13 protein-coding genes and 1 tRNA gene are annotated in these 12,380 nt (G+C 34.9%); 5 read left to right on the top strand and 9 right to left on the bottom strand.

Going from position 1 to position 12,380, the window contains the following annotated elements:
- Positions 1-10: 10 nt before the first annotated feature.
- Positions 11-904, top strand: coding sequence for a hypothetical protein (locus ACODSI_RS08310; protein WP_488916378.1), 894 nt, complete (start codon positions 11-13; stop codon positions 902-904).
- A 180-nt stretch (positions 905-1,084) separates the two neighbouring features.
- Here ACODSI_RS08310 and rlmN read toward each other — a convergent pair whose 3' ends face one another.
- Positions 1,085-2,125, bottom strand: a complete 1,041-nt coding sequence (gene rlmN, locus ACODSI_RS08305) for a dual-specificity RNA methyltransferase RlmN (RefSeq protein WP_488916377.1) — start codon at positions 2,123-2,125, stop codon at positions 1,085-1,087.
- 92 nt (positions 2,126-2,217) lie between these two features.
- Here rlmN and ACODSI_RS08300 point away from each other — a divergent pair, with 92 nt between their 5' ends.
- Positions 2,218-2,859, top strand: coding sequence for an O-methyltransferase (locus ACODSI_RS08300; protein WP_488916376.1), 642 nt, complete (start codon positions 2,218-2,220; stop codon positions 2,857-2,859).
- On the opposite strand, the gene ACODSI_RS08295 is transcribed toward ACODSI_RS08300, so the two are convergent.
- From ACODSI_RS08295 to ACODSI_RS08270, 6 genes are read right to left on the bottom strand one after another with little or no spacing between them, the layout of a single operon-like run.
- Complete coding sequence (locus ACODSI_RS08295) at positions 2,856-3,410, bottom strand: phosphatase PAP2 family protein (RefSeq protein ID WP_488916375.1); 555 nt, start codon at positions 3,408-3,410, stop codon at positions 2,856-2,858. The two genes, ACODSI_RS08300 and ACODSI_RS08295, sit on opposite strands and share 4 nt — an antisense overlap.
- Positions 3,410-3,760, bottom strand: coding sequence for a Sec-independent protein translocase subunit TatA/TatB (locus tag ACODSI_RS08290; RefSeq protein ID WP_488916374.1), 351 nt, complete (start codon positions 3,758-3,760; stop codon positions 3,410-3,412). The genes ACODSI_RS08295 and ACODSI_RS08290 overlap by 1 nt, the downstream gene beginning before the upstream one ends.
- 38 nt (positions 3,761-3,798) lie before the next feature.
- Positions 3,799-6,048 (bottom strand): M1 family metallopeptidase, encoded by a 2,250-nt coding sequence (locus tag ACODSI_RS08285; RefSeq protein ID WP_488916373.1) that lies wholly within the window; start codon positions 6,046-6,048, stop codon positions 3,799-3,801.
- A 60-nt stretch (positions 6,049-6,108) separates the two neighbouring features.
- A complete protein-coding gene (locus tag ACODSI_RS08280; RefSeq protein WP_488916372.1) occupies positions 6,109-6,609 on the bottom strand; it encodes a DUF6702 family protein in 501 nt (166 codons plus the stop codon).
- 29 nt (positions 6,610-6,638) lie between these two features.
- A complete protein-coding gene (locus ACODSI_RS08275; protein WP_488916371.1) occupies positions 6,639-7,436 on the bottom strand; it encodes a hypothetical protein in 798 nt (265 codons plus the stop codon).
- 6 nt (positions 7,437-7,442) lie between these two features.
- Positions 7,443-8,201, bottom strand: a complete 759-nt coding sequence (locus tag ACODSI_RS08270; protein WP_488916370.1) for a peptidase associated/transthyretin-like domain-containing protein — start codon at positions 8,199-8,201, stop codon at positions 7,443-7,445.
- A gap of 145 nt (positions 8,202-8,346) precedes the next feature.
- Here ACODSI_RS08270 and pepE point away from each other — a divergent pair, with 145 nt between their 5' ends.
- Positions 8,347-9,060 carry a dipeptidase PepE gene (gene pepE, locus ACODSI_RS08265; protein WP_488916369.1) on the top strand — a complete coding sequence of 238 codons (714 nt, stop codon included), beginning with the start codon at positions 8,347-8,349 and terminating at the stop codon, positions 9,058-9,060.
- A gap of 39 nt (positions 9,061-9,099) precedes the next feature.
- Here the strand turns inward: pepE and ACODSI_RS08260 are convergent.
- A tRNA-Gly gene (locus tag ACODSI_RS08260) sits at positions 9,100-9,172 on the bottom strand.
- Positions 9,173-9,353: 181 nt separating this feature from the next.
- Here ACODSI_RS08260 and ACODSI_RS08255 point away from each other — a divergent pair.
- Both ACODSI_RS08255 and ACODSI_RS08250 read left to right on the top strand, forming a co-directional pair.
- The gene (locus tag ACODSI_RS08255) at positions 9,354-9,806 is read left to right on the top strand and encodes a GNAT family N-acetyltransferase (protein WP_488916368.1); all 453 of its coding nucleotides are present in this window, start codon (positions 9,354-9,356) and stop codon (positions 9,804-9,806) included.
- On the top strand, positions 9,799-11,502 hold the full coding sequence (locus ACODSI_RS08250; RefSeq protein WP_488916367.1) for a L,D-transpeptidase family protein: 1,704 nt from the start codon (positions 9,799-9,801) through the stop codon (positions 11,500-11,502). The genes ACODSI_RS08255 and ACODSI_RS08250 overlap by 8 nt, the downstream gene beginning before the upstream one ends.
- On the opposite strand, the gene ACODSI_RS08245 is transcribed toward ACODSI_RS08250, so the two are convergent.
- Complete coding sequence (locus ACODSI_RS08245) at positions 11,491-12,177, bottom strand: murein L,D-transpeptidase catalytic domain family protein (protein WP_488916366.1); 687 nt, start codon at positions 12,175-12,177, stop codon at positions 11,491-11,493. The two genes, ACODSI_RS08250 and ACODSI_RS08245, sit on opposite strands and share 12 nt — an antisense overlap.
- Between the last annotated feature and the right edge of the window lie 203 nt (positions 12,178-12,380).

Raw genomic sequence — 12,380 nt, 5'->3', positions numbered from 1 at the left:
AAAAATACGTATGAAAACAAAAATTTTATTTTTAGGATTACTATTGTCTTTATTTACTGTAAGTTGTAACAAAGACAAAGAGGAAAACGATTTTACAGCTGACGAAGCTGGAGTAAACGCAAAAATTGATTTGGCCAACGACGATGTTTCTGATATTGTGGAAGGACAGTTTAATGCTACTATGGACAACAGTACCACTGGAAAAGCAACTGAAACGGCAACTACGGCAACAATCAACTTACCAACTTGTGCTACCGTTACAAGAAATCCTGCATTTGGAACCGTAATAACTCCTGGAACTACCGTAACTAAAACTATTGATTTTGGGACTACAGGTTGTGCGATGCCAAACGGAAATATACTAAAAGGTCAAATTGTTGCAACGTTTGTCTACAATCCGACTGCAACTTCTCATACGATCAATTACCAATTCGTGAATTTTTATCACAATGCTATCAAATTTGATGGAAATAAAACCTTTACTAGAACTATGGCAACTGCCACGGCAACGTCACCAGCGCATCCAATTGTAGTAATGAATATGGACATGAATGCTACGTTTCCTGACGGAAGAGTTTTCAATCGCGTGGGAACCAGAACTAGAGAAATCATTGCTGGATATGACACTCCAAATGTATTAGCTGATAATGTATATCAAGTTACTGGAAACTGGACGACTACATTTCCAAATACAACAGTTCAAACAAGCACTATTTCATCGTCAAATCCTTTGATTGTTAAAATGAGTTGTATTGCCGTAAACAAACCTTTAATCGTTCAAGGATTAATCACTTTTGTAAGAAACGGACATACAGCTACTTTAGATTATGGAAGTGGTGCTTGCGATAACTTGGCTGTTTTTACTATTAACGGAGTCTCCTATACTATTGTAATAGGAAATTAAAAAATCATTCATCTGATTAATTATAAAAGGAAAACGTCCCATAGTAATGGGACGTTTTTTAATTTTTATCTGTTTGGCTTTTAGTAGATCTCCAACAAAAAAATCATTTGATTTATTATTGAGGCAAAAGTAAAACGGATAACTGAATTCTTTATACGTATTTTTACGTGTTTTTGTATTTTATGCTTCTTTATTAGCCAACTGACCGCAGGCTGCATCAATATCTTTTCCTCTACTTCGGCGTACTTTAGCTATAATATCATGTTTAGCTAATTCTTTTATGTACAAATTAATCGCTTCATCAGAGGCTTGTTGAAACTCGCCATCATCAATCGGATTGTATTCAATTAAATTGACTTTACACGGCACGTATTTGCAAAATTTCACCAAAGCATCGACAGCTTCTTTCGTGTCATTAATACCGCCCCAAACCACATATTCATAAGTGATTTTGCTTTTGGTTTTTCGATACCAATATTCTAACGCTTCACGCAAATCGGCTAAGGGAAAATTTTTACTAAAAGGCATTATTCGTGCGCGAACCTCATCAATAGCGGAATGTAACGAAACGGCTAATTTGAATTTTACCTCATCATCTGCCATTTTCTTTATCATTTTAGGAATACCCGATGTAGAAAGCGTGATGCGTTTGGGCGACATGCCTAATCCTTCTTCTGAAGTAATCATGTCTATAGCTTTAATTACATTATTATAGTTCATCAACGGCTCGCCCATTCCCATAAAAACAATGTTGGAAAGCGGTCGGTTGTGGTACAATTTACTTTCATTATCGATAGCCAACACTTGGTCGTAAATTTCGCCTGGCTCTAAATTTCGCATTCGTTTTAATCGCGCTGTGGCACAAAAATTACAATCCAAACTGCAACCTACTTGCGATGACACACAAGCGGTTGTTCTAGTTTCTGTCGGAATTAAAACACTTTCTACTACCAAACCATCGTGCAAACGAACAGCGTTTTTAACCGTACCGTCTTCACTGCGTTGCATGGTATCTACCTTAATGTGATTGATAACAAAATTGGCTTCGAGCATGGCACGTGTTTCTTTAGAAACATTGGTCATGTCTTCAAAGCTATGAGCGCCCTTACTCCACAACCATTCGTATACTTGATTACCACGAAATGCTTTATCGCCGTTGGCCACAAAAAAATCTCGAAGTTGTTCTTTGGATATCGCTCGAATGTCTTTTTTCTCCATCATGACGCAAAGGTAGAATAATTTGTTGATTTGGGTATTTGAGTATTTGGTTATTTGTGGTGGGATATTTGTAAGTTTGTAAAAAAATAATCCCGATGCATTTCATATCCGAAGAATTAGAAAACTACGTTGAGCAACATTCTCAAAATGAACCCGAATTGTTGGTGAAATTATTTAAAGAAACCCACCAAAAGATTCTGCAACCTCGCATGTTGAGTGGGCATTTTCAAGGTCGAGTATTGAGTATGTTGTCTAAAATTATTCATCCTACAACCATTCTAGAGATTGGAACGTATACCGGTTATGCTGCCTTATGCTTGGCGGAAGGATTGCCAAAAGACGGCACTTTGGATACTATTGATGTGAAAGAAGAATTGGTTTCGATTCAGCAGAAATACTTTGATTTGTCGCCTTGGAAAGGACAAATTATCGCGCATTTGGGTGATGCTTTGGAAATTATTCCTACTTTAAATAAAAAATACGACTTGGTTTTTATTGATGCCGATAAGGAAAACTATATTAACTATTTTAACATGATTGTGCCGATGATGAACCAAGGCGGTATCATTTTATCAGATAATGTGTTGTGGAGCGGTAAGGTTTTGGAAGCATTGAACCCGAAAGACCTAAGCACGAAAGTACTGTTGGAATATAATCAAATGGTGAACAACGACCCAAGAGTAGAAACGGTGTTGCTGCCTATTCGTGATGGATTGACGGTTAGTCGTGTGCTTTAATTTTTAAGAATGTATTTTTTATATATAGCATAAAACGTTATTCCGAATAGCGCACCAAAAAGATAACCCGTTAAAATATCGGTTGGAAAATGAACGCCTAAATAAATTCTGCTGTAAGCAAATATTAAAGGATACAGAAATATTAAAAAGATGTATTTGTAATATTTCTTCAGAATTAAATACAAAAACATCATCGTTGCCATGGAATTGGAAGCGTGTCCGGAAAAGAAACTGTACGAATCGGATTGGTGTACGATTCTGATAATTCCTTTAATTTCGGGATCATTACACGGTCGCAATCTGTGAAAAGTACTTTTAAAAAATTCGACAGACGTATTGCAACACAACAAAATCACCGCAATAAAAAGAATGACAATTCCTAGATTCTTCATTCCTATTTTCTTGTACAACAAATAGGCTAAAAACAAAAAGAAAGGGATCCAATAGGCTTGTTTGGTAATGATTAGCCACATGCCATCCCATTGTTCGGAACCTAATCCGTTTAAGAAAACTAACAGTTTCTTATCTAAAGTGATGATTTTTTCGAGCATTACATTTGGCGTTTGATTGGACCTTCTGCAATGTTTTCAATGTCTTCTTTTATTTTATTGGTGCTTTCGGCGGCATCTTTCAAAATGTTTTCACCCACATCAACTGTAGAAATTGATGCGTTCTCTTTTACTTTTTCAACTTCTTGTGTTATTGAAGTTGTGATTTGTTTGATAGAAGAATTGATGCCTTCAATATCGGCACTTTTTTGAATTTCTGACTTGATTTCATTGGTGGCATTTTTAAGAGTAGCCATAAATTTGGCATACCCTCTCACTACTTCTGGTAGGTTTTTAGAACCAAAAAGTAAAAAAGCTACGATTATTATGAAAAAGAATTCACCTCCAAACATATTTTTATAATTTATTGTGTTGCAAAGTTACAAACTTCTTAATCAAATTTTGATTTTACTTCTTCTTTTGGCCAAGTATTATTGGTAACATCAATATCGGCAGTTTCTAATTTTGGGTCGATTTGAATTTTAGTAATTGCTTTTTGAGTTGCAAATGTACGACTCACTTCTTTATCGTTCACTCTCCAAATTTGTGCTGGGAATTTTTGAATTTCTGTAGTACCGTCTTCATAGGTCAATTCCACAATAATAGGCATTACCAATCCACCTGGTTTGTCAAAAGTTACTTGATAGAAATACTTAGGTTCGTTCAATTTTGCACGTTCTTCTGCAGTAAAATGTTCGGTTACATAATCTGAAAGCGCTTTGTAATCAGCAATTTTAAACGGCTTGTTCATTTCTGGTTTGTAGTCTTCACTTCCTTCGGCAATCATATATACCATTGGTCCTGGGTTGGTATCACGACGGCGTCTCGTTTTTAAAAATTCCGTCACTTCTTTAGAAGGCTCATTACTTACATAATATTTTTTCACTTCTTTTATCCCAATATCATTGGCATCGGTGGTATAAAACCAACCTCTCCAAAACCAATCTAAGTCAACAGCCGAAGCATCCTCCATAGTTCTAAAGAAATCTTCTGGCGTTGGATGTTTGAATTTCCAACGATTCGCATACGATTTAAAAGCATAATCAAACAATTCGTGTCCCATGATGGTTTCACGAAGAATATTTAAAGCAGTAGCTGGTTTGCCGTAGGCATTATTTCCAAATTGGCGAATACTTTCAGAGTTGGTCATAATAGGCTCCAATCCTTTTTGATCACCGCTCATATAAGGTACAATATTTTTGGCTGGTCCGCGACGTAATGGAAATTTTGGATCAAAAGTAGATTCTGCTAAAAACTCCATAAACGAGTTCAAACCTTCGTCCATCCAAGTCCATTGACGCTCGTCTGAATTGATAATCATTGGAAAGAAATTGTGACCCACTTCGTGGCAAATTACACCTAACATTCCGTATTTGGTTTGATCGGTATATTTTCCTTCAGCATCTGGTCGGCCAAAATTCCAACAAATCATTGGATATTCCATTCCTTGATCGCGAGCATTGATAGAAATAGCTTTTGGATAAGGATAATCAAACGTATAACTTGAGTAGCTTTTTAGTGTATGTGCCACCATTCGGGTAGAATATTCTTCCCAAAGTGGATTGCCTTCTTTTGGATATAACGAAATGGCCATTGCAGTGGTATTACCTGTTTTAACAGCCATCGCATCGTAAATGAATTTTCTAGAAGTTGAAATTCCGAAATCACGTACGTTATCAGCCTTGAATTTCCAAGTTTTTTTCTTGTCAGAAAACCCTTTTTCTCGCTCTTCAGCTTCAGCTTGCGTAACTACAATTACGGGTTTATCAAATGATTTTTCGGCTTGAGCATAACGGGCCAATTGTGCTGGTGTAAATACTTCAGCTCTGTTCAATAAAGTTCCTGTGGCTTCTAGAATATGATCGGCAGGAACGGTGATGTTCACTTCAAAATTTCCGAAAGGCAATGCAAATTCACCAGATCCCCAAAATTGCATGTTTTGCCAACCTTCTACATCATTATACACTGCCATTCTTGGGTAAAACTGTGCAATTACATACAAATTATTACCGTCTTTATCAAAGTGCTCATAGCCAGAACGCCCGCCATCAATTGTATAATTATTGATGAGATAATTCCACTTGATAGAGAAAACAATTTTCTCTCCGTGTTTCAACACTTTTGGCAATTCAATACGCATCATCGTTTGGTTGATGGTATAAGTCATCGGTTTTCCAAGCACATCTTTTACATATTCAATATTGAAACCGCCGTCAAAGTCTTCTTCTAAATATTTTCTAGAAAAACCTTGAACACCCATGGCTGGATCGGTTTTATTACTTTCGACTAAAGGTGAAAGTGACTTGCGTGATTGCTGGTTTTGATCCAATTGTACCCAAAGATAATCTAACGATTCTTTAGCGTTATTGGTATAGGTAATGGTCTCTTTTCCATACAACTTGGTATTTTTGTCATCCAATTCGACGTCAATCTTATAATCGGCTTGTTGTTGGTAATACTCCGGACCTGGCGCACCTGAGGCAGTACGATATAGGTTTGGCGTGGCCAACAAATCATACATTTGCTTGAATTTATCAGGGTTTTTCTCTTGAGAAACAGCAGGTTTTGGTGTTTCTTGAGCAAATAGTCCGATTGAAAAAACTAAAAAACCTAATCTAAAAATAGTCGAATTACTCTTCATACCTAATCAATTTTAAGGTTATAAAAGTAATCAATTTTGAAGAAGAATTTTAGATTGGAATTATTTTAACATTCCTTTAAAGTTTTCTGAAGTAAGAAGCAAACTTTGTTTCTCACCTGAAATATTGGCCTGAATAATATTTTGCTGATCGGAATTCAATTCGGTCAACGCACTGTTTTCGATTTCAAGTTTGGTGATTTTGGAAATGTCTGTAATTCTAAAATAACAAATCAAGACATTAGCTTCGGTCTCTTTACTACGAAAACTCATTGGTTTGGCAACTCCATTGACTTTTAAAATGAATTTTTCTGCCAAATATTTTTGCATGGCTACTTCATCTTGCGGTGTTTCTTTATCCGTTCCAATGTAACTTTTGGTGTGGTATCGTTTTTCAATGGCATCGTTCAAATCATCAATAAAAATGCGTGAGGTAATTTGAATCATTTTCTTTTGAGGCACATAATTTATCTGATAAATAGACGTGTAAAATTTGTGTGCTGCCATAGAAGATAGGCTAACAAATAGTACAATCAGCAGTATGTTTCGGATGATTTTTGACATGCTTCAAAAGTACAAAATTAATGTAATTATCAGTCTTTTTTGTGATAGTCTTCGCTTTTAGCAACTAAATATTCAATCAAAGTTAACGAGTTACAAAACTCTAAAAGTTGTTTTTCGTTAATCTCGTTGCTGTAGCAATAACTTATAAAATTCACTTTCTCTTCGGGTTTAATGTTCAACTTTTCTTCAAAAAAAGCATCTGAAAATCGTTTTTTGATTTCAATTTCAAATTGGTCTGAAGTAACAAGCTTTACTTCCTTTTTGCCTTGAGAAGCAGGCGTTTTTGTAATCAATTTCGAAATCATTCCACCTATTTTCACAAAATCTACATTGTATCTAGAAACACCCGAATTGGGCAATACCGAATTTTCTACACGAGGTTGTACGCCCGTAATTTCAACAGTTGACCAATCAATTTTTGGTAGTTCTACTTTAAAAGCAGGTTTGACTTTTATTCTTTTAGCATCATAGACTAAATTTCCGGTGAGCTTGTAAGGTGCAATTTTAACCTCGTCCAACTGATTGATTTTAATGTCAATATGTATGCTAAAAATCATTTCTTCAAAGTCGGCTGCTTTTAAAACTACTTCTTTAGTTTCAAATGCCACACCCGAAATCATGATTACATCATCTTCATTGGCAAAGATTGAAAATTGACCCAAGTCGTTTGTGATGGTAAACGTTCCAGCAGTAATGTTGGTAATTGTGGCGCGTTCTACTGGAATAGAGTCAGAGACAACAACAGCTCGTAGTATTTTAACGCGTTCGTTTTGAGAAAAAGTTACTATTGTAAAGACAAAAAATATAAAAAGTAAAAATCTCTTCATAAGCCATTACTTTTTTTCGTTTAATAAAGCATTGTATTGCACCGCCAATTCATTCATTAAAAAGGTTGCCATAGTTTTGTTTTTGGCATTAATCGCGGCGACAAATTTGGCGTCTTCAACGATATAAAACAGAAATCCTTTGACATAATCTTCCGGAATTTTTAGCGTTTTTGTAAAATAAATGGTTTCATACCAATCGTTAATTTTATCCATCAACGTTTCTTTTTTCTCCACTTCCAACTCTTTTTTGAGCATTGCCGTTCGTCCTGAAATAGCATTTAATATGGCATCACCCGAAATTCTGGTATTCAAACCGTATAAATTTTTACCGCCTCCTGTGGCTGTAAATAATTTGCGTTCGGCTGGTGTTGATGGCTTTATTTCATGCGGAATGATTCCTAATGAAACGGCGTTAATATTTTTGTATTCGTTTACAATGACTTCGTTTAGAAATCGTACCAACGGCTCCATTTTTACAAAAAAAAGTTCTTTTTTAAAATCGGATTCAGTTATTGCAACTTTTAAGGCCTTGAATTGTACTGCCGAAAACATCAACGTATCCCCAACACTGGCTGTAATTGAAAAATAACCACCTCTTTCGGTTAATGTAGCCTTCTCTGTTTTAAGGTTAATAATGTAAATACCTTCCAATTCATTAGAATCAGCCGTTACTTTTCCATTAATTTTTTTAGCTGTAACCACATCCTGTCCATTTGAAATTTGGATAAGAAATAGAAAAGCAATAAGAAATATGTTTTTTTGCAACGTGCTGATTGTTGATGATTTTCAATGTAAAAGTATCGGGAAGTCGTCCAAAAAATTAGCCAATACAATTGTAAATTTATGTTAATTATTAATTTGTAAATTTGAAGCCATTTCAATTTCAACACTATAATCAACACGCCAAACTATGAAAAATCTAATTATAGCAAGTACTTCAACGCTTCATGGCGGCGAATATTTAGACTATTTGCTACCCATTTTAGAACAGCATTATATCAATTGTACAACCATAGTTTTCATTGCTTATGCCCGACCGGGCGGTATATCGCATGATGAATACACCCAACGTGTGCAAGTGGCTTTTTCTAAAATCAATAAAAAAGTAGTCGGATTGCATACGTATGATAATCCGGTTGCAACTATTGAAAAGGCTGAAGGAATTTTCACCGGTGGCGGCAACACCTTTTTACTGGTAACCCAATTATACCAAAATAATATAATGGAAGTTTTGGCAAAAACCATTGAAAACGGAACACCTTATTTGGGTTCGAGTGCTGGCAGCAATATTACTGGAATATCGATGCAAACTACGAATGATATGCCTATTATATATCCGCCAAGTTTTAAAACTTTGGGCGTTATTCCATTCAATTTGAATCCGCATTACCTAGATGCCGATGCACAAAGTAAACATATGGGTGAAACACGTGAAACACGCATCACAGAATTTCATGCCTTTAATACTACTCCAGTTTTAGGTTTGCGTGAAGGCAGTTGGTTGGATGTAAAAGGTGAAAAAATAATCTTAAAAGGAAATCTTACCGCTCGATTGTTTAGGCAAAATCAAACTCCGGAAGAACTAAATCCTGAAACAGACTTAAGTTTTTTGGAAACTCTTTAAAACAAAAAACCTCTAATAAAAATTAGAGGTTTTTTTCAGAGCGGAAGACGAGGCTCGAACTCGCGACAACCAGCTTGGAAGGCTGGAGCTCTACCAACTGAGCTACTTCCGCATACATTCACAATAAAAACAGTGAACTATTTCGTTTTGTGAGGTGCAAATATATAGCATTTGTTTGTTTTGATGCAAATTTTTTTTAAATTTTTTTATCGTAGAAATAATTTTACAAAATTCATCTTGCCTAAAAGTTTTATTATTAATTTGTTATCGGTTTCTTTGTAGTGAAAAAAATTATGGAACACATCAGAATTATCAGTTCGAAAGACACTTTTTACGTTCGTCAACAGGTTCTAAGAGTTGGAAAACCTATTGAAAGTTGCCAATTTGAAGGTGATGACTTACCAACAACAACACACTTTGGGTTATTTGTTGATGAAAAATTAATCGGTGTTGTCTCTGTTTTTAAAAATAAAAACACTATATTTAGTTTAGAAAACCAATATCAAATAAGAGGAATGGCCGTTTTACCAGAATTTCAACGAAAAGGATTGGGTAAAGAATTGGTAACCCATTGTGAAGCTTATTTGAAGCATTTAAAGGCAACTTTGATTTGGTTTAATGCTCGTGAAAAAGCAGTTCTATTTTATAAAAAATTAGGCTATAACCCACTTGGCGCTCCATTTTCTATTGCCGATATTGGAATCCATTATGTAATGAAAAAGGAATTGGCTACCGACTATGAATAAATCTTATTTACTATTATTGTTTATGGTGTTTTGGGGTTGCAAGAAAACGAGTCACATCAATTCTACGGCATCACTAGCACTTGTTAACCTTACTTCTTTAGCCAATAACGGAATACCCATAGATTCGTTATTAATACTCAATTCTAAAGACGAAAATGTTACTGCCTTTTACAGAAAATACCATTTTGAAACCGTTTGGAACAACCCAGAATATCGAAATTTTATTCTTAACGAACTTTCTCACGCTGAAGACGAAGGATTAGAATCGGAAGACTATGATTATACGCAACTTAAATCTTTGGAAGATACATTTCAAAAACTACCCGATTCTTTACTTATTACGTACGATTTACTATTAACTAAGAGTGCCCAACGCTACATCAATCACATCAGTAAAGGCAAACTAAATCCTAGAATATTGTATAAAGATTGGGATTTACCTGCAAAAAAGATTGATGTCAATAAAATTCTATTTGATTGCATAGACAATAATCATTTTAAAACAGCCATTGAAGACTGCAAGCCCAATCATATCATTTACAAAAAATTAAAAAAATGTTTGAAAATATTAAGGGAATTTCCGGATCAAAAAATAATAGGATTGGTCGATTTGAGAGAACGCATTCTTCCTAATACAAAAAACAAATACCTACCAATTATCAAAAAGAGATTGATGTTTTGGGGTGACATGAAAGAGAAAGACACCATTCTGAGCACACTTTACAACAAAAAAACGCAAGAAGCCATTAAGGTTTTTCAAGCCCGACACGGATTGAAACCCGATGCTGTAATTGGACGAAGCACCATTGATGCCCTGAATTTTTCTAGAAACCAACGCATCGAACAGGTCATTGCAAACCTAGAACGCTGGCGTTGGTTTGCCAACGATTTTAGCAATCATTACCTTCTAATAAACATACCCGATTACAGTATTGTTGCCGTAAAAAATGGGGACACTATTCAGTCGCAACGCGTAGTTGTGGGCAGAGATACGCGGAAGACACCAATATTAGAATCCAAAATTTCAAATGTGAATTTGAATCCAAATTGGACGGTTCCGCCAACCATTTTGAAAGAAGACATTTATCCAGAAGCGGTTAAAGACAAAGGAATTTTCAAGAAAAAAGGACTATTGATTTTAGATCGTAAAAACAATGAAATTGACCCATGGACCTGGACGATTGAAGACGCCAATCAGTACAAATATGTTCAAAATCCAAGTAGAAATAATTCGTTAGGATTAATGAAAATTAATTTCCCAAACAAATATTCGGTGTACTTACACGACACGAACCATCGCAATTTTTTCTCGTTATCGTACCGATCGTTGAGTTCGGGTTGCGTTCGATTGGAAAAACCGTTAGAAATGGCCGCTTATATTTTGAATGATACCATTAAATGGCCGTTACAACGCATTAAAGATACCACCGACATCAATTATTATTACACATTACAGAAAAAGCAACAATTAGGGATTGATAAAAAAAATGCCAAGCTTTTGGCTAAAAACCCGAAATTAGTTATTGCAAAAAAACCACTTCCTAAACCAGAACTAAAAACAATTTACATAAAGGTAAACGAAAGTATTTTAATTCATCAATTGTATTGGACCGCTTGGGAAAGTAACGGAACACTCAATTTTAGAGAAGATATCTATTGTTTGGATGCGGAGTTGTATTCTAAACTACGATATTAATGTACTGCTTTCCATCGTAATCAAAGAAGGATGATAGATAAATAGACAGGATTTATCTTTGATTATGGAAATAATTTTTTTACTCAAACCAACTGGAACCGCTGGACAACCCTGACTTTTTCCTAACCTATTGTGAATTTTGATAAACTTTTCAGAAACATAATCTGCACCATGAAGTACAACGGCTCTTTGACGCGCATTGTCGTTGATGCCTTTATCTAAACCATCCAATTTTAATGAAATTCCGTGTTTCCCTTGGTACACTTCTGCTGTTGCAAAGAAACCTAAACTACTTTTATTAGAATCGGTTTCATTAGAGAAATTAGTCGCCAAATCATCACCCGAATTTTTCCCATGAGCTACCCAAGTATTCAAAAGAATTTTGTTTTCATCCAAATTAATAATCCACAATCGTTTGGTTTTTGAACTCAAACTAAAATCAATAATCGTTAAAATGTTTTTTTGAATTTTACCTTCTTCCTTTAAAATATAGAACCCTTCAATAGCTGATGAAAAACTCTCCAAATTGGGCATTTTAAAACCATTTGAATTCAGAGTATGATACATGTATTCAATTTTAGTACTCGCAGAGGGTCTTAAAAGATTGTTTTTGACAGAAACAAATGACATCATCAGAAACATCATAAAACCACAAATGACAGGTTGCATTTTCATAATTAATACGTTAAGTAGCAGATTGGGCATCACAAACTTATTAAATTGAAGTTGGAAAGCAAATTTTAACACTGAATTTTATCGATAAATTAATCTTTTTTACAGATAAAACACATTTTATTTAATATTTTATAGTCTATTTCTTATTTTTATAAAAAATATTTGTAACAAGTAGTATTGAATAAATACTAATTCCACTGCAT

It is taken from the genome of Flavobacterium sp. FG139 (assembly GCF_057809695.1).
This window is presented reverse-complemented; position numbering and strand designations above follow the sequence as displayed.

Coding starts and splice junctions, on each gene's coding strand:
- ACODSI_RS08300 (WP_488916376.1), top strand. CDS start 2,218: ATGCATTTCATATCCGAAGAATTAGAAAACTACGTTGAGCAACATTCT.
- ACODSI_RS08255 (WP_488916368.1), top strand. CDS start 9,354: ATGGAACACATCAGAATTATCAGTTCGAAAGACACTTTTTACGTTCGT.
- ACODSI_RS08280 (WP_488916372.1), bottom strand. CDS start 6,609: ATGTCAAAAATCATCCGAAACATACTGCTGATTGTACTATTTGTTAGC.
- ACODSI_RS08250 (WP_488916367.1), top strand. CDS start 9,799: ATGAATAAATCTTATTTACTATTATTGTTTATGGTGTTTTGGGGTTGC.
- ACODSI_RS08285 (WP_488916373.1), bottom strand. CDS start 6,048: ATGAAGAGTAATTCGACTATTTTTAGATTAGGTTTTTTAGTTTTTTCA.
- ACODSI_RS08275 (WP_488916371.1), bottom strand. CDS start 7,436: ATGAAGAGATTTTTACTTTTTATATTTTTTGTCTTTACAATAGTAACT.
- rlmN (WP_488916377.1), bottom strand. CDS start 2,125: ATGATGGAGAAAAAAGACATTCGAGCGATATCCAAAGAACAACTTCGA.
- pepE (WP_488916369.1), top strand. CDS start 8,347: ATGAAAAATCTAATTATAGCAAGTACTTCAACGCTTCATGGCGGCGAA.
- ACODSI_RS08290 (WP_488916374.1), bottom strand. CDS start 3,760: ATGTTTGGAGGTGAATTCTTTTTCATAATAATCGTAGCTTTTTTACTT.
- ACODSI_RS08245 (WP_488916366.1), bottom strand. CDS start 12,177: ATGAAAATGCAACCTGTCATTTGTGGTTTTATGATGTTTCTGATGATG.
- ACODSI_RS08310 (WP_488916378.1), top strand. CDS start 11: ATGAAAACAAAAATTTTATTTTTAGGATTACTATTGTCTTTATTTACT.
- ACODSI_RS08295 (WP_488916375.1), bottom strand. CDS start 3,410: ATGCTCGAAAAAATCATCACTTTAGATAAGAAACTGTTAGTTTTCTTA.